This window comes from Cupriavidus sp. H19C3, from assembly GCF_049393815.1.
Classification (GTDB): Bacteria; Pseudomonadota; Gammaproteobacteria; order Burkholderiales; family Burkholderiaceae; genus Cupriavidus.
On sequence record NZ_CP184986.1, the window covers coordinates 673,305 to 694,904 of the forward strand.

Consider the following 21,600-nt stretch of genomic DNA (forward strand, 5'->3'; position numbering starts at 1 on the left):
GCGAAACACGCGCAAAAAACCGGGCGGACGTGCATGACACGCCGCTGCGAGAGCCCCGCCCGGGGCGCGCACCGTGCAACGGTTGCCGCCTGGCTTGTAAAGACTGCATTGGCCCGGAGCGCCGCCAAGGGCACCGCTGGCGCCGTCAGTGCGTATGCGGATGGGAATGCGAGTGGGGGTGAGAGTGGGAGTGCGGCGGCTGGCCGCTGGCCGAGGGTGCCGAGGGTGCCGATACCCCGGTAATGTCGGCACTGCAACTCGGCGACGACTCGTCGTGCTCGTGGGGCTCCAGGGCGCCCGGCACGCGACAGCTCGAGAGCCCGTCCGCGCGCAGCCATGCCAGTGTGGCCGCGGCCGCGCGATCGATCAGCTCTCCGCAGCGCGTGTAGTCGTACGGCGATACGTCGAGCGGGCACAGCGGCGGCACCACCGCGATATGGGCCTGGTCGCGCCAGCGCTCCAGATCGTGCACCAACTGGCGCGCCACCAGCAGCGACAGCGCGTTGAACGCGTGCTCCACGGCGCTGCGCGGCGGACGCCGTTCCGCACAGGCAAAGCCGGCAGGTAACACGATGATGCGCGTGGCCCCCAGGCGCACGGCGGTGGAAACCGGCGTATTGTTGGCAACCCCGCCGTCGATCAGCGCGCGGCCATCGACATGCACGGGCGGAAAGACGCCTGGAATGGCCGCGCTGGCCAGCACCGCGTCGACGATGCTGCCCGACGACAGTACCACCTCCGCGCCCGAATGCATGTCGGTGGCCACCACATGCAGCGGCACCGACGCCTGCTCGACCCGCGCCTCGCCAAAATGGCGCGACAGCAGCCGCTGCAGGCCAAAAGACTCCACCAGGTGGCCGCGCTTGCCGCCGAGCATGCCGAACATGCTGCGCCACGACCACGGCAGCACCTCGGCGCGGCGAATGCCGCGCCACAGGCCCTCCAGCCGCGAGGTGCCCTCCATATGCGGGTTGCAGGCGAAATAGGCGCCATTGATCGCGCCGGCCGAGGCGCCGATCACCATGTCGGGCATGAGGCCCCAGTTCACCAGTTCGCGCAGCATGCCGACCTCGATGGCGCCAAGGCTGCCACCTCCGGCAAATACGAATGCGGTCTTTTCCATGGAATTGTTGCGGTGCAACATCGCCCGCTGGCGCTATGTAGTTATCGTGAGCGAGAGCATAGGCCACTTCGGCCTCGGCCAAAAGAGGGAAAAGCCCAAGAGGGGGAAAAGCCAGGTGGGCGGAAAGCCCACGACCGCGGCGCCGCGGCACGTCCCACCGGGGAGGCCTGCCGCTCGCCGCTACCTCGTCAAACGCACCGAGCGGTACTGTTGCTGGCGACCGCGGTGCGTCAGCACCAATTGCCAGAGCTGGCCCTGGCGCGAGCGGAAGAACGCCGCGGAGCACAGCAGGTAATACTTCCACATGCGGTAGAAGCGTTCGCCGTAGCGGTCCTGCAGCGCTGGCCACGCCCGCACGAAGTTTTCCCACCATGCCATCAGCGTGCGATCGTAGTCGCGCCCGAAGTTGTGCCAGTCCTCGATCAGGAAGCGCTTCTCGACCGCGGCGCTGATCTCGGTGGCCGCGGGCAGCTTGCCGTTGCGGAACACATACTTGTCGATCCACGGATCGGTGCCCGCGCTCTGCGCGTCGATGCCGATCGTATGGAGCAGGAACAGGCCTTCCGGCGCGAGCAGCCGCCTGGCGGTATCGAAATAGAGCGGGTAGTTCTTCGGGCCCACGTGCTCGAACATGCCGACCGAGACGATCTTGTCGAAGCGGCCCTGGAGGTCGCGATAGTCCTGCAGCCGCAGATCCACGGAGAGACCGGCGCAGCGGGCCTGCGCCAGCGCAAGCTGCTCCTTCGACACCGTCACGCCCGTCACATGCACGCCATAATTCTCGGCGGCAAAGCGCGCGAGGCCGCCCCAGCCGCAGCCGATGTCGAGCAGGGTCTCGCCCGCTTGCAGTCGCAGCTTGCGGCAGATCATGTCCAGCTTGGCGTACTGCGCCTCTTCCAGCGTGCTGGCGTGTTCCCAGTAAGCGCAGGAATAGATCATGCGCGAGTCGAGCATGGCCTCGAAGATGTCGTTGCCGGCATCGTAGTGCTGCTCACCCACCTGGAACGCCCGGTCCTTCGATTGCAGGTTGATCAGCTGGTGGCGCAGGTGCTCGAAGGCCAGCCGCGCGCGCGCGATGCCGGTGGCGGCGGTTTCGATCCCGCTACTCAGGAGCCGCGTGAACAACCCGTCGAGGTCGTCGCAATCCCAGTCGCCATCCACATAGGCCTCGCCGAAGCCGAGCGACCAGCTGCTCAGCACGCGGTGGTACAGACGAGGATGGTGGACGAGGATGTCCCACGGACGGTTGCCATTGATCTGGACGTCGGCGTGCGCCAGCAGGTCGACGAGCACGCGCGGCGGTCTTGACCCCGCGCCGGGCCGCGGTGGGGCGGAAACCGTCGCCGGCGCGGTGGCCGGATGCATGTCTGCTTGTCCGTGTTGCATCGGAACTTCCCTCCTGAATGGAAACTTCGACGACGACGTGGCCGTCGGCTCGATCGTGCCAGCCACGCATTCTGCAAATACCCGGTGCTCCCTGTCGAATTGATTGCGCCCATCGGGGCCATAGCCGCTGCCATGGCCACTTGCGGGCCGCCTGACCCGCCTGGTCAAGCCCCAGCCGCGTGACCCAAGTTGCCGCCGCATCGTGTGACCCAACTAGTTTCGGGTAAGACTCGGAAGACATCAACTTCAGGATTTTCTGACTACACGGCGGCGCCGTCCGGTCGTTAGCACGCGAACGTGTCTCGAACATGTTTCAGGAACATGTCGCAGGCCCGTACCCGCTGCAACGCACACAACGATAATCGGACAGATCATGCGCGCCTCAGCAGCGATGCCGCAGAAAGCTCTCGGCGGCGGACGCCGGCACGGGACGGCCATATACGAAGCCCTGGATCTCGTCGCACGAGAGCGCGGCCAGCCACTCGCGCTGCGCGGCCGATTCCACGCCCTCGGCCAGTACCGACAGGCCCAGGTTGTGCCCCAGGCTGATGGCGGCCTGCACCACGCTGGCGTTGCGCGGATCGTGCGCAATGCCCTGGATGAAGGCACGGTCGATCTTGAGCCGGTCGATCGGCAGGCGCGTCAGGTACGAGAGGCTGGAGTATCCCGTGCCAAAGTCGTCGATGGCGATGCGCAGGCCCAGCCCGCGCAGCTCGTTGAGCAGCGCGATGACCTTGTCGGCGCGCTCGATCATCATGCCTTCGGTGATCTCGAGCTCGATATCGGACGGCGATACGCCGGTCTCCTCGATGATCTTGCGCACGCGCGCGAGAAAGGCGGGATGCTGGAACTGGCGTGGCGAAATGTTGATCGCCACGATGATCGGGCAGCGGTATTTCTGCCGCCATGCGCGCGCCTGCGTGCACGCCTCGCGCAGGACCCAGTCGCCGAGCGCGATGATCTGCCCCGACTCCTCGGCCAGAGGGATGAAGTCCGACGGCGAGATCGACCGGCCGTCGTGGTGCCAGCGCAGCAGCGCCTCGAAGCCCGACAGGCGGCCATCGCGCAGCCGTTGCTGGGGCTGGTAATAGAGCGACATCTCGCCGCGTTCCACGGCGTGGTTGAGTGCGGCTTCCATCCACAGCTTCTCCGAGCGGATCGACTGCAGGTCGGGGCTGTAGCGCAGATGGGTATCGCCGCCGAAGGCCTGCGCCGCCTGCAGCGCGGTGCCGGCGTTGCGCAGCAGCTCGCCGGGGCTGGTGGCGTCCGCCGGCGCCTCCGCGCTGCCGATGCTCAGATTCAGGAAGATCTCGCGCCGGTTGAGCATGAACGGGTCGGTCATCGCCGCCTGCAGCGTAAAGATGGCGGCGGCCAGGTCCTGGTGGGCGTCCTTGCCCGTGAACAGCATGCCGAGCTTGACGCCGTCCAGCCGGAAAGCGCGTCCGCGATGGCGCTGGGCCGCATGCGCGATGCGCTCCGCGCACAGCGCGATGAGCTGGTCCGCGGTGGCGAGCCCGAGCTCGGTAGCCACGCGCTCGAAGCGGTCGATCGAGGCCAGCACCACGCTGTAGTCGGCATGCCGCACGGCATGGATGGCGGCGTCGAACGAGCGGCGGTTGGGCAGGCCGGTGAGCGGATCGTGATCGGCCTGGTGCACGAGCCGCGCTTCCAGGCGGAAGCGTGCCCGCACGTGGTGCAGCATGAACAGCCCGGTCAGGAACGTGCCGACGATATAGACGTGGAACTGGCGCGTGATGGATGCCAGCCGCGCGGTGGCGTCGCCGTCGGGGCCCAGCAGCAGTTCGCGCGCCTCCGCCTCCAGGCGGAACAGCAGCAGGGCGCCGGACAGCACCAGGCCGATCAGCACGGCGTAGACGATGACGCGGTCATAGCGCCCGAACAGCTTTGCTTCGATGCTCAGCTTGCGGGAAAAGCGCTGTGACAGGTCAGGGGCTACGCGTGAACGCATATCGGAGGGGCGCACGATCGGGGATGGGAAGGACTGGGCGCGGGGGCGTGGGCGCGGGCGTGGGAGGATTCGCATGACACCACCGGAGTTCAGTATCCTAAAGCGCGCACGGGCACCCCGGATATCGGGAGATCCGGAATTCGCCGTAAGCCGATGCTGACGCTCGTGTTAGTCATGCATGGGATAGGGAATGGTCGCGCGGATGGTGGTACCCATGCCGTGCGCCGAAGCAATGTCCAGCGTGCCGCCCATCATCAGCACGCGTTCCTGGATACCGACCAGGCCGAACGACTTGGGGCGCTGTACCGACGGGTCGAAGCCGACGCCGTTGTCCTGCACCTCCAGCACGTAGGTATCGGCGTTGCGGCTGAACACCACCCGCACATGCGTGGCCTGGGCGTGGCGAGCCACATTGCGCAACGACTCCTGGGCCACGCGGAAGAAGGTCATTTCCGCCTTGTCGCCGAGCTTGACGTCCGGCACGCGGATATCGAGCTCGCACCAGGTGTGGCTGCGCACGAGAAAGTCGGACACCAGCCATTCCAGGCCGGGCAGCACGCCCATGTCGAGCACGGCCGGGCGCAGCGAGGAAATGACGTTGCGCACCGATTTGATGGCGGAATCCACCGACGCGATCATGGCTGCGGTACGGGCAGGCAGGGTGGGGATCTGGCCGCCGTACTCGGAGCCGAGCACGGACAGGTTCATGCGGATGGCCAGCAGGTACTGTGCGAGGTCGTCGTGCAGTTCGCGCGCGAGATGCTTGCGCTCCTCCTCGCGCACGGTCTCGTTGCGGTCGGTCAGGCGCCGCAGCAACTGGCGCGATTCTTCCAGTTGCCGCTCGGTCTCCTTGATCGCCGTGATATTGCGGCTGATGGCCAGCGCGCCCACCACCGCGCCCTCGGCGTTGCGCTCGGGTACCACGTGCACGGCAAAGTGGACCAGGTGGCCGTCCGTCGCGGTCCAGCAGCCGATGATCTGGCGCGGCGTGCCGGTGCGCATCACGTCGAAGATCATGGCCTTGTACTCGTGGGCCGGAATATCGGCGCGCCAGCCGTGGTCGAGTGGCATGCGGATGGCGGAGTCGACCGGAATGCCGCTGTGCCGTGCATAGGCGGGGTTGACGTAGACGCGGTTGCAGTTCTTGTCGTAGCGGATCACGCCGTCGGGCGAATTCTCCGCGAGCGAGCGGAACTCGGTCTCGCTCTTGCGCAGCAGCTCCTCGGTCTGGCGCTGGCGCGTGATATCGACGGTAGTGCCGATGTATTCGACCGGGCGGCCGGCTTCCCACTGGATTGGCCGGCCCACGCCGCGCACGTAGCGGATGGTCTGGTTGGGCAGACGGATGCGGTATTCGCATTCAAAGCCGCGGTGGGCCTGTACCGCGCGCCGCACCACGTCGCGCAGGCGGTCGAGGTCGTCCTCGTGGATGCGCTCGACGATGGCATCGCGTGCCGGGGTCTCGAAGCCCGGATAGAAGCCGAAGATGCGGAAATGCTCGTCGGACCAGGTCAGCTTGCCGTCCGGCAGGCTCCAGCGCCAGCTGCCGGTGCGGCTGATTTTCTGCGCCTCGCGCAGGAACGCCTCGCTCCAGCGCAAACGCTCGTTGAGCATCTCGCGCTGGGCATTGCGGCGCTCCAGCGCCTCGTTGGCCTGGGTCAGGCATTCGTTGGTCGCCACCAGGCTCTCGTTGACCGTCTTGAAGTTGCTGACGGCGCGATGGTGGGACGCGCACAGCCTGATCACGCAGCCGGCGGCGGCCAGGTACGCCACCAGCCGCGGCAGTTCGGCCAGCGTCATGGCACCGACATGCATGTGCGCGACGTAGAAGTAGTCGAACGCGGCCACCGACAGCGCCAGCCCGAACAACCCCGCCAGCGTGCCGCCGTACCACGCGGCGAACAGCACCGACAGCAGCAGCAGCGAGGCGGCCGGGGGCTCGGCGCGCGTGGTGATCGCCGCCAGCAGCGTCAGGGCGGTGGCGACCGACGCGGCTGCCAGCGCAAACGCGCGCGGGACCTCACGGGCGGGCGGTATGGGGAAGTTGACAGGCAGCGAGGACGTCATGACGGTAGGCAGCCGCGGCGGAGCGCGGCGCTGGGGGGCGGGGTCGGTGGGCAACTGGCGGGCGGGGCGTCGGTCCCGCTACCGGACCAGCCCGTGGTTGACCGCATAGCGGACCAGCTCGGAGTTGTTGCTGATGCCGAGCTTCTTCATCAGGCGCATCTTGTGGGTACTGATGGTCTTGGCGCTGAGCGCGTACGCATCGGCAATCTCGTTGATGGTGCGGCCGCCGGCCAGTTGCTGCAGCACCTGGAATTCGCGGTCGGACAGCAGGCGGTGGGGCGGGGCGTCGTCGCCGTTGGCGTGGAAGATCATGGCGTCCACCAGCGACGGATCGATGAACTTGCCGCCCGCATGCACCTTGCGGATGCCGGCCAGCAGCACGCCGGGATCGCTGTCCTTGGTCATATAGCCGGTGGCGCCCGCGCGCAGCGCGCGCGAGGCGAACTGCCCCTCGTTGTGCATGGTCAGCACGAGGATGGCCAGATGCTCGTGTTCCGAGCGGATGCGGCGGATCAGGTCGGTGCCGGAAATCCCAGGCATCGACAGGTCGAGCAGCAGCACATCGGGTACCGCCTCGCGCAGGCGCGCCAGAACCTCCTGCCCGTCGGCGGCTTCGGCCTGGACGACGATATCGGAGGTGGTGGCAACAATCTGCCGCAACCCGCTGCGCACGATGGCGTGGTCGTCGGCAATCAGGATCTTGATCATGGGAGTCTCGATATTCCAGGGACGCGGCGGCGGCCCACCGCACGGTCCCCGCCATGGCGAAGATATCGCCGCGGGCGCTTGCGAATTTTCGCAGAGCCCTGTCACACAGACAACGGCCATTTTCTATCGCACCGATATAAAAAAACTATGTGATCTTTGCGGGTCGCGACGCGAATTTCGCCATCGGCCGGTACCGGGCGTTTAAGAAAAATCTCCTCGGCCTTCAAGGCAACAGGTACTCTAAATGTTCAGAAATTTAACGGTATTCCAACGTATCACCTTGGCATTGTTTGCCATTATTCTGCTTTCCGCCGCGGTTTGCGTGTTTGCCATTGTGCAACTTGCCAATGTGAACGGACGCACTCACGACATCACGCAACGCTGGCTGCCGAGCGTGCAGGCGGCGCTCGACATGCGCAGCGACCTGCGTGACTTCCGCATCAGCGAGCTCCAGTTCCTGTTGTCGACGAACGACCAGGAGCGCGATCGCTATGAAGACAATATGCAACAGGCGCTCCGGCGCATGCGCAAGGCGGCCGATCGTTATCGTCCGCTGATTGCCGGCGCGGCCGAGCGCGACGTGTTTGCCTCGGTGGAGGCCACCTTCGCGCAGTACCTCGAGGTCAACCGGAAGGTGCTCTCCCTGGCGCGCGCCGGCCAGACCGAGGAGGCGTTGCGCGTGGTGCGCGCGGATTCGGTGCGCCTGCGCCAGGCCGTCGATGCGCATCTGCAGAAGCTGGGCGAACTCAACACGGATGGCGCGGATGCGGCGAGCGTGGCGGCGGCGCATATCCACGAGGTGGCGCGTACCAGCGTGGCCGTCGCCGAAATCCTCGCCGCGCTCCTCGGTATTGCGCTGGCCTTCGCGGTCGCGCGCGGCCTGGTGCGGCAACTGGGCGGCGAGCCGGCATATGCGGCGGCGGTAGTCGCCGATATCGCGGCCGGCAAGCTGTCGCGCGAAGTGCGCCTGCAGGCGGGCGATACCTCGAGCATGCTGCATGCGATCCGCGCGATGGCGGCGCAGCTCGGCGGCATCGTCAGCGGCATCAAGCATACAAGCGAAGCGGTGTCCCTGGCGGCCGGCGAGATCGCCGACGGTACCTCGGAATTGTCGGATCGCACGGAAACGCAGGCGTCCGCCCTGGAGCAGACGGCGGCCACGATCGAGGAACTGACCGTGACGGTGCGGCAAAACGCCGCGGGCGCCACACGGGCGCTGGCGATGTCGGCGTCCGCCACCGAGAGCGCCGGCCGTGCGCGCGCCGCGGTCAGGGAGGTCGTGACAACCATGGACGTGATTGCCGAGAGCGCGTCGCGCGTGTCGGGCATTATCGAGACGATCGAGGGCATCGCCTTCCAGACCAATATCCTCGCGCTCAACGCGGCGGTCGAGGCCGCGCGCGCGGGCGAGAAGGGCCGCGGCTTTGCCGTGGTGGCGGGCGAGGTCCGGGTGCTGGCGCAGCGTAGCGCCACGGCCGCCAGGGAGATCCGTGCGCTGGTCGCGCAGTCGCGCGACAACGTCGAGGCGGGCGCCGGGCGTGCCGCGCATGCCGGTCACACCATGGAGGAAGCCATGACATCGTTCGGCCAGCTTGCGGTGATCGTCGAGGAAATCTCGGCGGCCGGCGTGCAACAGGCTGCCGGCGTGGAACAGGTCAATGCCGCCATCCTGCAGATCGACGGCGTGACGCAGCAGAACGCCGCGCTGGTGGAGGAAGCTACCGGCGCCACCAACGCGCTGGCCCGGCAAGCCGAGCAACTGCGCGCGATGGTATCGGTCTTCGAGGTCGACGAGCGTGACGAGCGTGATATGCGCGATGTGCGTGATATGCGTGATGTGCGTGATGTGCGTGACGAGGGCGAGCCCGGAGGCGCCGCCGGTGCAGGCAGGTACCGGCCGGGACGCACCGGGGGTGCCGGTGCGCTGACGGTGCGCTGACGGTGCGGTAAGCCCGCACCGCGCGGCGGCATGAAAAGATTGCCACGCCCGCCAGGACTACCTGGGCGTGGCAGCATCTACCCAACGGGGAGACGGATAGATAAAAAAACGGTACGCCATGCATCGGCGGAACATGCCCTGTCGATGCCCTGTCGATGTCTTATCCATGCCTGATCCATGCCTTATGCATGGATCGTGCATTGCCAATTATCGCTTCCGCCGCATGCCATATCAGGCCGCCGCGGCACCGCCCGGCGTCTATCGCTTCAGCCAGAATTCGCGCAATTTGAACGCGCGATTTTCACACGACGACAATGACGGCCCATATCGGGATATCCGGCTTTGCATGTAAGAAAATCCTTACCGATATCACGTCCACACGAGGTCGGGCAATCGCTGCGGGGACAATCTGATGTCACAACGGGGCGGACGTCGATCGCGTAAGTCGCAATTAACGGCCTGGCATTCGCGACGTCCGTATCGGTGCCATCGCGCTGCGCCGACCTCCACGCGCGGAAGGGCGGCATGCAGAGCGGGCGGGGGAGAGGCCATCATCGACGGCGCCGGGCGCCGGTCTGGTGCGGCGGCACGCGTGCGCGGGCTCGGCAAAACTTCATGTGCCATTCGAGGCGAGGCGGGCTACTATCGATGCGTTGCGCCATCGGCGTCGTGGCGGCGCGACATCATTGATGCCCATCTCGGTGTCCGCGACGCCGGCATCGACTGGCGCGCGTATCCGTAGCGCAACGCGTGGCATAACGAGTGACATAACGTGGAAGGGGAAAGCATGGCAACGCAGGCCGAGCGGGATGCGATCGAACAACCGGAAGTGGCGGACGTGCCGCGTACCGAGCCAGAACCGGTGGTGGGACTCGAAGCACCGTTCTCCGTGCTGACGTCACGCCGTCACCAGATGTACCCCACGCTGACGCCTGTCGAAATCGAACGGATTCGTCGGTTTGGCACGGAGCGCTCGTGGCGCGGCGGCGAAACCATGTTCAGGATCGGCGATCGCGGACCGGGCATGCATGTGATCCTGCGCGGCAAGGTGCAGATCCTGCAGCGCGATGGCCTGGGCCGCCACCACATCATCAACGAGGAAGGTCCCGGACAGTTCCTGGCGGAAACCGGCCAACTGAGCGGCCGCCCGGCGCTGGTCGACGCCATTGCGCTGGAAGACACCACCGCGCTGGTGGTGCCGCCTCCGCGCCTGCGCGCGCTGCTGGTGGCGGAAGCGGAGCTCGGCGAGCGCATCATGCGCGCGCTGATCCTGCGCCGGGTCGGGCTGATCGAGCGCGGTGGCGGCCCGGTCCTGGTGGGCCGTGGCACCGAGCCGTTGCTGCTCTCGCTGCAGGCGTTCCTGCGCCGCAATGCCTATCCGCACAAGGTGGTCGACATCGAAACCGATCACGAAGCCACCAGCCTGCTCGATGTCAGCAACGCGCCGCAGAGCGATTTCCCGATGGTGATCTGCCCCGACGGCAGCGTGCTGCGCGCACCGGATGAGGGGCAGCTGGCATCGTGCCTCGGCATCGTGCCTGAGTTCGAACCGGGCCACGTCTATGACGTCATCGTGGTAGGCGCGGGTCCGGCGGGGCTGGCCACTGCCGTGTATGCGGCATCCGAAGGGCTCTCGGTGGCCGTGATCGACTGCCGCTCGCCCGGCGGCCAGGCAGGCGCGAGCGCGCGCATCGAAAACTACCTGGGCTTTCCCACCGGTATTTCGGGGCAGGCGCTGGCCGGCCGCGCCTTCGTGCAGGCGCAGAAGTTTGGCGCGCACGTGGCGATTCCGCTCGAAGTCAAGGCGCTCCATTGCGGCGACCATCCGATCCATATCGAACTGAAGGACGGCCGCAAGGTACCGGCACGCACGGTGGTGATCGCCAGCGGTGCGCAATACCGGCGCGCGGAGATCGACGCGCTCGAACAGTACGAGGGGCGTGGCGTCTACTACTGGGCGTCGCCGGTCGAGGCCAAGCTCTGCAAGGACGAGCACGCGATGCTGATCGGCGGCGGCAACTCGGCGGGCCAGGCGGCGGTGTACCTGGCCTCGCACGCGGCCGAGGTGCATATTCTCGTACGCGGCGCGGGACTCGAGGCCACCATGTCGCGCTACCTGATCGATCGTCTGCGCAGCCTGCCGAACGTGCACCTGCACACGCATGCGCAGATCACCGGCATGGACGGCGAGGGCTGGCTGGAATCGGTGCGCTATCGCGAGCGTGCCCTGGGCGACGCGCCGATCGCCGTGCCGATGCGCCACGTGTTCCTGTTTATCGGTGCCGCCCCCAACACCGAATGGCTGCGTGCCTGCAACGTCAAGACCGACGAGAAGGGCTTTGTGCTGACCGGTGCCGCCGCCCGCAAGAAGTGTCAGATGGGTGAAGACGGCGGTGCCTATACGCTCGAGACCAGCGTGCCCGGCGTGTTCGCGATTGGCGATGTGCGTTCGGGCTCCACCAAGCGCGTCGCGGCGGCGGTGGGCGAGGGCGCGGCGGTGGTCGCGCAGATCCACAGCTACCTGGCCGAACTGCAAAACCAGGAGGGCAGGGCCGCGCCTGCGGTCAGCGCGCCGGTGGCCTGACCTCGCCGGCAATTCGTGAAATGCAGGCATCAATGTCAGTCTGAACGCGACATCCGGGCCTCCCGGTGCATGGGTACACTGCAGGCCTGCCAGCTCGACCGAGGTCGACTGGCGGGGCCGATATTCGACCGGGCCCGATCCCGGCGTCCAACAGGAGACTACCCATGACACGCGCGTTCGCTCGCCTTGCCGTGCAAGCTGTCTGCGCCGTTGCCGCGTTCGCGGCCGGCTCGCAAGCCGTCGCCGAAACCTTCCCTGCCCGTCCGATTCGCCTGATCGTGCCCTTCGCGCCAGGCGGCAGCGTCGACATCGCGGGCCGCCTGATTACCGATGCGTGGGGCAAGCAGCTCGGCCAGCCGGTGGTCGCCGACAATCGTGCCGGCGCGTCGGGCAATATCGGCATGGACCAGTTGGCCAAGGCCAGGCCCGATGGCTATACGCTGGCCATCAACAATGTCGCGCTCGCCGTCAATCCGTTCCTGTTCGCCAGGTTGCCGTTCGACACTGCCAGGGACTTTGCCTCGGTCGGCACCATGGGTACCTCGCAACATGTGCTGGTGGTAACCAACAGCCTGCCCGTGAAGAACGTCAGGGAACTGATCGCACTCGCCAGGTCGCAGCCGGGCAAGCTGAGCTTCGGCTCGGCCGGGACCGGTAGTACCTTCCATATGGCGGCGGAGTTGTTCAAGTCCGAATCGGGCACGCAGATCCTGCACGTGCCGTACAAGGGTGGCGGCCCGGCCATGGTCGACACTATCGCGGGACAGGTGCAGATGAGCTTTCCGGTCCTGTCGGCGGCCATGCCGCAGGTGCAGGCCGGCAAGCTGCGTGCGCTCGCCGTGACGGGCCCCCGACGTTCGCCGCTGATGCCCGACGTGCCCACCATGGCGGAAGCCGGACTGCCGCACTATTCGTTCGAAACCTGGTTTATCGTCAGTGCGCCGGCGGGAACGCCCAGGGACGTGCTGAACCGCCTGAATCAGACCCTCAACGCGGCGCTGGCCGAACCCGAACTGAAGGCGCGCCTGATCAAGGAAGGCTTCGAGCCGCTCACGATGAGCCCGGCCCAGGCCGACCAGATGCTGCGCAAGGAAATGACGCGCTGGTCGGCGCAAATCAGGCAGGCCGGGATCCAGCCGGAATAGCCTATTGCGTGGGATAGCTTATTGCGGGCCAGGCTTGTTGCGCGTCATGACTTCGACGCATTGCCGGTGGCGGCCAGCAGGTCCGCCATGTCGTCCGCGTGTTCCTCTTCCACCGCGAGGATCTCCTCCATCAGCCGGCGCGAGGTCGGGTCCTTGTCGCCCAGGTATTGCACGATCTCGCGATAGGTGTCGATCGCGATGCGCTCGGCCACGAGGTTCTCCTTGATCATGTCGCTGAGCGAGTCGCCCTCGACGTACTCCGCATGGCTGCGCGTGGTCAGCCCATCGGGCGAGAAGTCCGGTTCGCCGCCCAGTTGCACGATGCGCTCGGCAATCTGATCGGCGTGACCCTGTTCTTCGTTGGAGTGCGCAAGGAATTCCGCCGCCACGCTCTTGGAGGTGGGGCCCTTGGCCATGAAGTAGTGGCGGCGATAGCGCAGCGTGCAGACGATCTCGGTCGCCAGCGCATCGTTGAGCAGCTTGATCACCGTATCGCGCGCCGCATCGTAGCCGGCCGTCACCGCGCCATCGTCGATGTGCTGGCGGGCGCGCTCGCGCAGGGTTTTGATATCCGTCAGGAAAGGTTGGTCGGACATGGCAGCTCCTTGTCGTCCTGTCGTTGTGGGAAATCGGGTATCCCCGGACGAACGCAGAATGTGTGCCAGTAAATTTTCCTCGATATATCAAGGGGGCGCGCGGGGCGGATGCCGTTTTTACATTCACCACCTTGCACGGCTTTCGTTCTTACACGTGACGCAACGGGCCTCCGCCGCCGCGCGCGGCGGCGTGCGCAGGCCCTGCGCGTGTCACGCGGCCATGGCCGGCACCGGCACGCCCGCGGCCGGCATGGCATACATCAGCGGCGCCAGCGCGGCCTCGATGCGCGCGCGTTGCGCCTCGGTGGTCATCGCGTCCATCAGCTTGATAAAGCGCGGCTCCAACATCCCGGAGACGATAAAGGTCCAGCGGTAGGCCTTGAGTATCACGGCCTCGACCGCATGCGCGCGCGGGGCTTCGCCGGCCATGCCGCGCATCGACCGCATGAAGTAAGCCGTATCGGCTTCGGCCTGGTGCTGCAGGATCTGGTCGAGCGCGCCGACGATTTCGATCATGTCGGCCACGGCGGCATCGCGTTCGGCGGCGTCGAGCTTGCCGTGCTCGCGCATCCATTCCATTTCGTCGAGGATGGCATGCTGCGATTCCTCGCGCCAGTGGAACATGAAGATGTCCTTGTACAGGTCGGACAATCCCGGCGCGGTACCGATGCTGGCGCGATAGTGCGACTGCGAGATCAGCTCGACATGGCAGGTGAGGCCGAGCACGGCCCAGGTGCGCTTGCCCAGCACGAAGCTCGCCACGTCGTTGGCATCGGGTGTGAACCGGTAGCCGTCGGGCATGCCTTCGGCGGCCAGTTGCTCGACGCGACGGAACAGTTCCTGGTGCTTCAGTTCCTCGTCGGTAAAGCGCACCAGGGCTTCCAGCGCGACCTGGTCGCCGAGCCAGTGATCGCGCGAGATCTCGAGGATCTTGGCGCCGATGAATCGCTCCACGAGCCGGAACATGTTGGCGTAGGTGCGACCCTGTACCTGGCTCAGGAAGCGCTGCTCCGACTCGCCAAGGAAGGGCAGCTCGTTGGCGAGCGACAGCCCGTCGGGCAGGAACTTGTGGGAGAGGTCGAACTTGCGCTGGCGGATCACGTCCTGGTCGATATCCCAGCGGATACGCCGTGAGGTGGCGATGCAGCGGGCGTAGCGTTGGGTGTCGATGGTTGCGGCTTGCATGCGGGACTCCTGTCGTTGTTTCCGTCCGTTGCGGACGTCTGGCAATGATTCCAGCGAGGCTCGGCCCGGACCTGAGGCCCACGTCCCGGAATGCGCGCGGGCACGCGGCCAGGACAGCCCGTGAGCCGGGACCACGGTCCCGGTCGGCCTGAAAACGATCTTAGACACGGCGCGCGCGCGGGCTTTCACGGCGCGATGGATGGTGCGGGCAATCGCACGACAGCGCTGTATCGGCTGGTAGCCGCGATCCACCTCGCCATGCCGGGACATCGGCGCGGCATGGCGCGATGGCGCTGCCGCCCCGGGCCCGGTACGGCGTGCCCTCCGTAATAACCCGCAACCCGGGACCACGGTCCTAATGGTTGACCCGTAATGGCGCCGCCATGCTGGCCGAATGTCGCGCATGCGCGGCCCCGGGGCGGGACCTCGGCCTCATGTCGGACACGCGGGTTTTACCCAAACTCCACGCCAACGAATCCATCGGTACGGCCATCAACAGATCCATGCGTCGGATGCGTGCAGGCCCGCGCGACTTGCGGGCCCTGAGATGCGTCAAGACCAGGCAGCCACGGCAAGGGCGATCCCGTGCGGCCAGTCACACCCAAGCGCGATCGCCCGCACGAGGACCCTGCCGCGTCGGCACGATGCCATGCGGTCCTCCGTTGGAGTTGGAGTTAGATATGCGTACGAATCATGCCAAGACCCTGCTTGCCGCTTTTGCCATGGCCGCCGGCCTGTCCGGCCTCGCTCATGCCGACCGTGGCGCGGCGCCATCGTCATCGTCGTTACCGCTCGCGGTGGCTCACACCGGCCCGCGCGACCCCTTTACCGACGGCGCGCGCATGCCGTCGGCGGAGGCCGCCATGCTGGCTGTCGCCGCGCCGGCGGGCAGGTCGGTGTGCAAGGCGGGTGGCTTCGATCCGTACACGGACGGGATGGCCACGGACCGTACCGACCCCTACGGCAACGGGGCGCACAACGGTACGCGTGATCCCTACACGGAAGGCGGCGGCCGTATCACCACGGCCGGTAGCGACTGCCTGTATCGCCAGGCATGACCAGACGGAAACCGATGTTGCGCAGAGCAGATAGATAAGGCGCCCATGCGGCGCACGCGCTATGTTTTTCCCCGGCCGGTGCATCGCATACGGCCGGCGGGCCCTCTCTTGGCCGACGCGCCAGATATCCTTTGCTAATCTGATGGAATCACCCGTCCTGTCCGGACACGGCGAGCCGATGGTGCCGTGCGCGTGCCGTGCGCCGCCTGGCTCGCGCCCGCAACCTGCCCGCGGAAGTCGCCCATGCCGACGCTCAAGCAACAGATACGCCTGTGCACCAGCCTCGATGGCGTGCGGCTGGCGTATGCCATCTCCGGCCGCGGGCCGCCGCTGGTCAAGGCGGCCAACTGGATGAGCCATCTTGAATTCGATGTGGCCAGTCCGGTGTGGAGCCATATGATGTGCGCGCTGTCGGAGGATCACACTTTCGTGCGCTATGACGAACGCGGCTGCGGTCTGTCGGACCGTCATGTTGAGGACCTCTCGTTCGCCGCATGGCTGCGCGACCTGGAAACCATCGTCGATGCCACCGGCGTGGACCGCTTTCCGTTGCTCGGCATCTCGCAGGGCGCGTCGATCGCGGTGGCGTACGCGGTCAGGCACCCCGAGCGTGTGACGCATCTGATCGTGCATGGCGGCTATGCGCGCGGCCGGCTCAAGCGCAACCCCACGCCCGAGAAGCGCGAGGAAGCGGAACTGATGGCGCGCCTTGCCGAGCTGGGCTGGGGGCAGGAGAATCCGGCCTTCCGCCAGTTCTTCACCTCCCAGTTCATTCCCGGCGGCACCGCCGCGCAGCATCGCTGGTTCAACGAGCTGGAACGGGTTTCCACCTCGCCAAAGAACGCGGCGCGCTTTATGCGCGTCTTCAACGATATCGACGTGGTGGACCTGCTGCCGCAGGTCGCCTGCCCGACGCTGGTGCTGCATGCGGTTGCCGATGCGCGCGTGCCGTTCGACGAGGGCCGCCTGATCGCGAGCATGATCCCGCGCGCGCATTTCGTGCCGCTGGAGAGCGGCAACCATCTGCTGCTCGAAGACGAGCCCGCGTGGGACCGCTGGCTCGAGGAGGTGCGCGCGTTCCTGCCGGCGTCGCAGCCGGTGGCGGACCCGGCCTTCACCACGCTGACGCGGCGCGAACGCGATATCGTGGTGCTGATCGCGCAAGGGCGCGACAACGCGCAGATCGCCGCGCACCTGGGGCTGTGCGAGAAGACCGTGCGCAATCACATCACGAGCATCTTCTCCAAGCTCGAAGTGGAGAACCGTTCGCAGGCGATCGTGCTCGCGCGCGAGGCCGGTTTCGACCGGCCCCGCGCGTGACGCACGGGCACGTTTGCCTCGGCGTCCCGGGTCACCGACGCGAGCTCAGGCCGCGTGCCGCCATGCCGTCGGCGTGACCGGCGCGGGCAGGGCACCGCTGAACGCGAAGTCCACTTCGGGCACACGCCCGCTGATCAGTTCGGCAATGGCACGTCCCGATCCGCACCCGTGCGTCCATCCCAGCGTGCCGTGGCCCGTGTTGAGCCAGAGCCCGTCCACGCCGCTCGCGCCGATGTACGGCACATTGCCCGGCGTGGCGGGCCGCAGGCCGGTCCAGTAGCTGGCGAGCTCGGGCCGGCTCATGCCTGGAAAGATGTCGAGCGTGCGGCGGACGATGGCTTCGCAACGCACCGGATTGAGCGCCATGCCATAGCCGTTCAGCTCCGCCGTGCCCGCAATGCGCAGGCGGTCGCCAAAGCGCGAGAACACCAGTTTGTACTCGTCGTCGGTCAGGCTGACCGTCGGCGCGCGCGCGGGGTCGAGCACCGGCAGCGTGGCCGAGTAACCCTTGGCCGGATAGATATCGAGCTTGACGCCGAGCGGACGGGCAAGCATCGGACTGAAGCTGCCGAGCGCGAGCACGTAGGCATCGGCGCGCGCAATCTGGTAGCCGCCGGTTTCGTCGGCAAACTCCACGCCGCGCATGCGGCCGCCTTCGGCATGCAGCTTCTGCACGCGTACGCCATAGCGGAAGCGCACGCCATGGGCCTCGCACAAGGCCGCAAGCCGCGTGGTAAAGCGGTGCACATCGCCGGACTCGTCCTGGCTCGTGTAGGTGGCGCCGGCCAGGCGCGGCGCGATCGAGGCCAGGGCGGGTTCGAGCCGGACCACTTCGTCCGGGCCGACCACGCGCCGCTCGCAACCGAGTTCGCGCATGATGCGCGCCGGCTCGATGGCGGCATCGAATTCCTTCTGGCTGGTATAGAAATGCAGGATGCCGCGCGTGAGCTGGTCGTACTCGATGCCGGTCTCCTGCCGCAATGCCTGCAGGCTGGCGCGGCTATAGGTGCCCAGGTTGAGGATCTGGATCATGTTGTGCGTGGAGCGGCGCGCCGCGCATTCGCGCAGGAACTTGAGGCCCCACGACCACTGTGCCGGATCGGCGCGCAGGCGGAACAGCAACGGCGCATCCTCGCGGCCGAGCCAGCGCAGGAGCTTCCACGGCGCGGCCGGATTGGCCCAGGGTTCGGCGTGGCTGACGGAGATCTGTCCGCCGTTGCCGAAACTGGTCTCGCGCGCCGCGCCGTTGTTGCGCTCGAGGACCGTGACTTCATGCCCGGCCTTGGCCAGGTACCACGCCGAGGCGACGCCGATCACGCCCGCCCCCATAACGATGACTTTCATTTCTCAGGCTCCGGAAAGTAAAGGGGGCAGGCGGATCATCATGATCCGCCTGCCCCCACTGTCCTTTTGCCTGAGAGATTCGCCATGCCAGCCGCGCGTTGCATGCGCGGACCGGCGCTGGCTTGCCCCTTCGGCGGCTGCCTCGCCGGGTGATGCCGGCCTGTTGATCTGCCGGCGTGCCCACGCGTGCAACGCTCTCCAGTTTGTCGGTCTAGTCCGTCGATCCAGTCTTCGCACATGGGGTGTCTGGCACCCGTGCACCTGAGCGTTCCGAGGGTTACGCCTTCGGTACGGTCGCCGCAAGGGCGCACCGTTCTCCTGGATGGCGCGACAGTAACACGCGTGCATGGCATTCCGCAAGGCACGGGCGCGGCATGCCGGTGCCCGCGTCCCGATGGACTACGCTGGGTAGTGCGCGGGCAACCGGTGCACGCGCCCCCTCTTGCCACGCCCGACACGATGCCTGCACGGCGACTGCGATCGCGTCGGACGGAAAGGACTTCCCATGGCCTCATCTACCACCCCGGCGTCCGCCAACCCGGCGCCCACCGATCTCACCGCGCTCAAGGGCCGCCAGCAGGCCGCATGGGCCAGCGGCGACTATGCGGTGATCGGCACCACGCTGCAACTCGTGGGCGAGCAACTGGCGGAAGCCTGCGATCTGCGCTGGGACGAAGCGGTACTGGACGTGGCCGCCGGCAACGGCAACGCCACGCTGGCGGCCGCTCGCCGCGGCTGCAAGGTGACCTCGACCGATTACGTGGGCACCTTGCTCGAGCGTGGCGCCGAGCGTGCCCGCGCGGAACGCTTCGACGTGACCTTCCGGCAGGCGGATGCCGAGGCCCTGCCATTCGACGATGGCAGCTTCGACGCCGTGCTATCCACCTTTGGCGTGATGTTCGCGCCCGACCAGAAGCAATGCGCGGCGGAAATGGCGCGCGTGTGCCGACCCGGCGGCCGCATCGGCCTGGCCAACTGGACGCCGCAGGGATTCGTCGGGCAGATGTTCAAGGCGCTCGGTGCGTATGTGCCACCGCCGCCCGACGTCGCGCCACCGTCCAGGTGGGGCGTGGAGGAACATCTGCACACACTGTTCGATCCTCATGGCGTGACTATCGCGGTCACGCCTCGCATGTTCCGCTTCCGCTACCGGTCGCCCGCGCATTTCATCGAGGTATTCCGCACCTGGTACGGCCCCGTGCACAAGGCCTTCGCCGCGTTGCCACCCGACCGTGCCGATGCGCTCACGCGCGACCTCACCGATCTCCTCGACAGCCTCAACGTGGCCGGCAGCGAGGCCATGGTGGTGCCCAGCGAATACCTGGAGGTGGTCATCACCCGGCACTAGCTGCGGTCGGGCGCGCGGGGCGGGCGGCGCCGCGCTTTGCCCGCACCTCCGCCCGCGCTTCCGCCCCGTGCCCGGAGCCTTCTTGCAAAGCGCGCTTGACATACAGATCTGTCTACTCCAGACTAGTAGACAGATCTGTATCATTTTGGCCGGATGTGGCCGCCGGTGCAGATCGTGGTTGTCGTGCAATTTGTTCCAGATCCGATTTCCCTGACCCATCCTTGAGGAGCCCTGTCATGTCGAATTCCCCCGAAGTCCGTCCGCCGGTCCCGCCGTTTACCCGTGAAAGCGCTATCGCCAAGGTACGCGGCGCGGAGGATGGCTGGAACAGCCGCGATCCGCAGCGCGTATCGCTGGCCTATACCGTCGACAGCGCGTGGCGCAATCGGGCCGAGTTCGTCAACGGTCGTCCGCAGATCGTGGAATTCCTCACGCGCAAATGGAACAAGGAACTCGACTACCGCCTGATCAAGGAGCTGTGGGCGTACGAAGGCAATCGCATCGCGGTGCGCTACGCCTACGAATGGCATGACGACTCTGGCCACTGGTTCCGCTCCTATGGCAACGAGAACTGGGAGTTCGACGAGAACGGTCTGATGCAGCGCCGCTTTGCCTGCATTAACGATATGCCGATCAAGGAATCGGAGCGCAAGTTCCATTGGCCGCTGGGCCGGCGTCCCGACGATCATCCGGGGCTGAGCGACCTCGGCCTGTAAGGGAACGCGCCCACGGGACACGCCCACAGGACACGCAATTGGCCACGTCGGGCGTCGGCGTGGCAGCATGGAGGGACGGCTGCGGCCGTCCCTTTTTCGTTGGTGGCGGCGATCCCGGGTTATCGGGCCGATATAGGAACTATCAATCGGTCGCTTTGAAACGATGAATTGTACAGACGTGCCTGGCGCCGACAGAATGAGGCCTTCGCTGCAGGACGTGGCGACAAGATAACCCGACGCTCTGAACTGCCTTACCTTACTTACTGTTTATTTCTGGAGTCATACCGATGCTGCAATCCCGTGAAGGCCAACGCGTACCCAACGTGACGTTCCGTGTTCGCGAGAACAACGAATGGAAGGACGTGACCACGAGCGAGCTGTTCGCTGGCAAGACCGTGGCCCTGTTCTCGCTGCCGGGCGCCTTTACGCCGACCTGCTCGTCCACCCACCTGCCGCGCTATAACGAGCTGGCCCCGGTGTTTGCCAAGCACGGCGTGGACGCGATCCTGTGCGTATCGGTGAACGACACCTTCGTGATGAACGAATGGGCCAAGGACCAGGAGTCCGAAAACATCGTGATGATCCCTGACGGCAACGGCGAGTTCACCGATGGCATGGGCATGCTGGTCGACAAGGCCGACCTTGGCTTCGGCAAGCGCAGCTGGCGCTATTCGATGCTGGTCAAGGATGGCGTGGTCGACAAGATGTTCATCGAGCCGGAAGAGCCGGGCGACCCGTTCAAGGTGTCCGATGCCGACACGATGCTGGCCTACATCGCCCCGGACGCCCGCAAGCCGGACCAGGTGGTGGTGTTCTCCAAGGTGGGCTGCTCGTTCTGTGCCAAGGCCAAGCAACTGCTGTCGGACCACGGCTACGAGTACATCGACGTGCCGCTGGAGCACAAGGTCCGGGGCAAGGTGCTGGGCGCCATCTCCGGCAACATGACCGCACCGCAGGTCTTCATCAACGGCAAGCTGATCGGCGGCGCCGAAGCCGTCGAGCAGTACCTCAAGGCCGCCTGACCGGCCCCGTTCCTTCCTGAAACCGCAGTTACCGCCTGCGCGGTCCGGCACTTGCCGGACCCGTTGGCACCGGCTTGCCCAAAAAAACGC

General features: G+C 66.5%; 16 protein-coding genes and 1 riboswitch. Of the genes, 8 read left to right on the forward strand and 8 right to left on the reverse strand.

The window, feature by feature from the left end; all coding sequences use genetic code 11:
* Positions 1-145: 145 nt before the first annotated feature.
* The 5 genes from DFLDMN_RS22560 to DFLDMN_RS22580 form a co-directional block, all read right to left on the reverse strand.
* Positions 146-1,123: a patatin-like phospholipase family protein gene (locus DFLDMN_RS22560; RefSeq protein ID WP_423200101.1), complete on the reverse strand. Its 978-nt coding sequence runs from the start codon at positions 1,121-1,123 to the stop codon at positions 146-148.
* 180 nt (positions 1,124-1,303) lie between these two features.
* Positions 1,304-2,509, reverse strand: coding sequence for a cyclopropane fatty acyl phospholipid synthase (gene cfa, locus DFLDMN_RS22565; protein ID WP_423200102.1), 1,206 nt, complete (start codon positions 2,507-2,509; stop codon positions 1,304-1,306).
* A gap of 382 nt (positions 2,510-2,891) precedes the next feature.
* The gene (locus tag DFLDMN_RS22570; protein WP_423200103.1) at positions 2,892-4,478 is read right to left on the reverse strand and encodes a putative bifunctional diguanylate cyclase/phosphodiesterase; all 1,587 of its coding nucleotides are present in this window, start codon (positions 4,476-4,478) and stop codon (positions 2,892-2,894) included.
* Positions 4,479-4,646: 168 nt separating this feature from the next.
* Positions 4,647-6,545: a PAS domain-containing sensor histidine kinase gene (locus DFLDMN_RS22575; protein WP_423200104.1), complete on the reverse strand. Its 1,899-nt coding sequence runs from the start codon at positions 6,543-6,545 to the stop codon at positions 4,647-4,649.
* 78 nt (positions 6,546-6,623) lie between these two features.
* Positions 6,624-7,253: a response regulator gene (locus DFLDMN_RS22580; RefSeq protein WP_423200105.1), complete on the reverse strand. Its 630-nt coding sequence runs from the start codon at positions 7,251-7,253 to the stop codon at positions 6,624-6,626.
* A 244-nt stretch (positions 7,254-7,497) separates the two neighbouring features.
* Between DFLDMN_RS22580 and DFLDMN_RS22585 the strand changes: the two genes are divergently transcribed.
* The 3 genes from DFLDMN_RS22585 (at position 7,498) to DFLDMN_RS22595 (ending at position 12,921) form a co-directional block, all read left to right on the forward strand.
* Complete coding sequence (locus DFLDMN_RS22585; protein ID WP_423200106.1) at positions 7,498-9,192, forward strand: methyl-accepting chemotaxis protein; 1,695 nt, start codon at positions 7,498-7,500, stop codon at positions 9,190-9,192.
* A 787-nt stretch (positions 9,193-9,979) separates the two neighbouring features.
* A complete protein-coding gene (locus tag DFLDMN_RS22590) occupies positions 9,980-11,776 on the forward strand; it encodes an FAD-dependent oxidoreductase (RefSeq protein ID WP_423200107.1) in 1,797 nt (598 codons plus the stop codon).
* Between the two features lie 164 nt (positions 11,777-11,940).
* Positions 11,941-12,921, forward strand: a complete 981-nt coding sequence (locus tag DFLDMN_RS22595) for a tripartite tricarboxylate transporter substrate binding protein (protein WP_423200108.1) — start codon at positions 11,941-11,943, stop codon at positions 12,919-12,921.
* Positions 12,922-12,965: 44 nt separating this feature from the next.
* Here DFLDMN_RS22595 and DFLDMN_RS22600 read toward each other — a convergent pair whose 3' ends face one another.
* On the reverse strand, positions 12,966-13,517 hold the full coding sequence (locus DFLDMN_RS22600; RefSeq protein WP_423200109.1) for a ferritin-like domain-containing protein: 552 nt from the start codon (positions 13,515-13,517) through the stop codon (positions 12,966-12,968).
* Positions 13,518-13,727: 210 nt separating this feature from the next.
* Positions 13,728-14,702, reverse strand: a complete 975-nt coding sequence (locus DFLDMN_RS22605; RefSeq protein WP_423200110.1) for a hypothetical protein — start codon at positions 14,700-14,702, stop codon at positions 13,728-13,730.
* Positions 14,703-15,382: 680 nt separating this feature from the next.
* Between DFLDMN_RS22605 and DFLDMN_RS22610 the strand changes: the two genes are divergently transcribed.
* Both DFLDMN_RS22610 and DFLDMN_RS22615 read left to right on the forward strand, forming a co-directional pair.
* On the forward strand, positions 15,383-15,760 hold the full coding sequence (locus tag DFLDMN_RS22610; RefSeq protein WP_423200111.1) for a hypothetical protein: 378 nt from the start codon (positions 15,383-15,385) through the stop codon (positions 15,758-15,760).
* Positions 15,761-16,003: 243 nt separating this feature from the next.
* Positions 16,004-17,080, forward strand: coding sequence for an alpha/beta fold hydrolase (locus DFLDMN_RS22615; protein WP_423200112.1), 1,077 nt, complete (start codon positions 16,004-16,006; stop codon positions 17,078-17,080).
* A gap of 45 nt (positions 17,081-17,125) precedes the next feature.
* Here the strand turns inward: DFLDMN_RS22615 and DFLDMN_RS22620 are convergent, their stop codons facing one another.
* Complete coding sequence (locus DFLDMN_RS22620; protein ID WP_423200113.1) at positions 17,126-18,424, reverse strand: D-amino acid dehydrogenase; 1,299 nt, start codon at positions 18,422-18,424, stop codon at positions 17,126-17,128.
* Between the two features lie 48 nt (positions 18,425-18,472).
* Positions 18,473-18,636: riboswitch (glycine riboswitch) on the reverse strand.
* Positions 18,637-18,929: 293 nt separating this feature from the next.
* Here DFLDMN_RS22620 and DFLDMN_RS22625 point away from each other — a divergent pair.
* From DFLDMN_RS22625 to DFLDMN_RS22635, 3 genes are all read left to right on the forward strand, one after another.
* Complete coding sequence (locus DFLDMN_RS22625) at positions 18,930-19,772, forward strand: class I SAM-dependent methyltransferase (RefSeq protein WP_423200114.1); 843 nt, start codon at positions 18,930-18,932, stop codon at positions 19,770-19,772.
* Positions 19,773-20,008: 236 nt separating this feature from the next.
* Complete coding sequence (locus DFLDMN_RS22630; protein ID WP_423200115.1) at positions 20,009-20,488, forward strand: DUF1348 family protein; 480 nt, start codon at positions 20,009-20,011, stop codon at positions 20,486-20,488.
* Positions 20,489-20,775: 287 nt separating this feature from the next.
* Entirely contained in the window at positions 20,776-21,510 is a 735-nt protein-coding gene (locus tag DFLDMN_RS22635) for a glutathione peroxidase (RefSeq protein ID WP_423200116.1), read from the forward strand.
* The last annotated feature ends 90 nt before the right edge of the window (positions 21,511-21,600 follow it).

What these genes read in the sequence shown, in the direction of transcription:
- DFLDMN_RS22610 (WP_423200111.1), top strand. Translation starts at nt 15,383, where the DNA reads ATGCGTACGAATCATGCCAAGACCCTGCTTGCCGCTTTTGCCATGGCC.
- DFLDMN_RS22635 (WP_423200116.1), top strand. Translation starts at nt 20,776, where the DNA reads ATGCTGCAATCCCGTGAAGGCCAACGCGTACCCAACGTGACGTTCCGT.
- DFLDMN_RS22595 (WP_423200108.1), top strand. Translation starts at nt 11,941, where the DNA reads ATGACACGCGCGTTCGCTCGCCTTGCCGTGCAAGCTGTCTGCGCCGTT.
- DFLDMN_RS22605 (WP_423200110.1), bottom strand. Translation starts at nt 14,702, where the DNA reads ATGCAAGCCGCAACCATCGACACCCAACGCTACGCCCGCTGCATCGCC.
- DFLDMN_RS22575 (WP_423200104.1), bottom strand. Translation starts at nt 6,545, where the DNA reads ATGACGTCCTCGCTGCCTGTCAACTTCCCCATACCGCCCGCCCGTGAG.
- DFLDMN_RS22620 (WP_423200113.1), bottom strand. Translation starts at nt 18,424, where the DNA reads ATGAAAGTCATCGTTATGGGGGCGGGCGTGATCGGCGTCGCCTCGGCG.
- DFLDMN_RS22585 (WP_423200106.1), top strand. Translation starts at nt 7,498, where the DNA reads ATGTTCAGAAATTTAACGGTATTCCAACGTATCACCTTGGCATTGTTT.
- DFLDMN_RS22560 (WP_423200101.1), bottom strand. Translation starts at nt 1,123, where the DNA reads ATGGAAAAGACCGCATTCGTATTTGCCGGAGGTGGCAGCCTTGGCGCC.
- DFLDMN_RS22625 (WP_423200114.1), top strand. Translation starts at nt 18,930, where the DNA reads ATGGCCTCATCTACCACCCCGGCGTCCGCCAACCCGGCGCCCACCGAT.
- DFLDMN_RS22590 (WP_423200107.1), top strand. Translation starts at nt 9,980, where the DNA reads ATGGCAACGCAGGCCGAGCGGGATGCGATCGAACAACCGGAAGTGGCG.
- DFLDMN_RS22580 (WP_423200105.1), bottom strand. Translation starts at nt 7,253, where the DNA reads ATGATCAAGATCCTGATTGCCGACGACCACGCCATCGTGCGCAGCGGG.
- DFLDMN_RS22600 (WP_423200109.1), bottom strand. Translation starts at nt 13,517, where the DNA reads ATGTCCGACCAACCTTTCCTGACGGATATCAAAACCCTGCGCGAGCGC.
- DFLDMN_RS22615 (WP_423200112.1), top strand. Translation starts at nt 16,004, where the DNA reads ATGCCGACGCTCAAGCAACAGATACGCCTGTGCACCAGCCTCGATGGC.
- DFLDMN_RS22570 (WP_423200103.1), bottom strand. Translation starts at nt 4,478, where the DNA reads ATGCGTTCACGCGTAGCCCCTGACCTGTCACAGCGCTTTTCCCGCAAG.
- DFLDMN_RS22630 (WP_423200115.1), top strand. Translation starts at nt 20,009, where the DNA reads ATGTCGAATTCCCCCGAAGTCCGTCCGCCGGTCCCGCCGTTTACCCGT.
- cfa (WP_423200102.1), bottom strand. Translation starts at nt 2,509, where the DNA reads ATGCAACACGGACAAGCAGACATGCATCCGGCCACCGCGCCGGCGACG.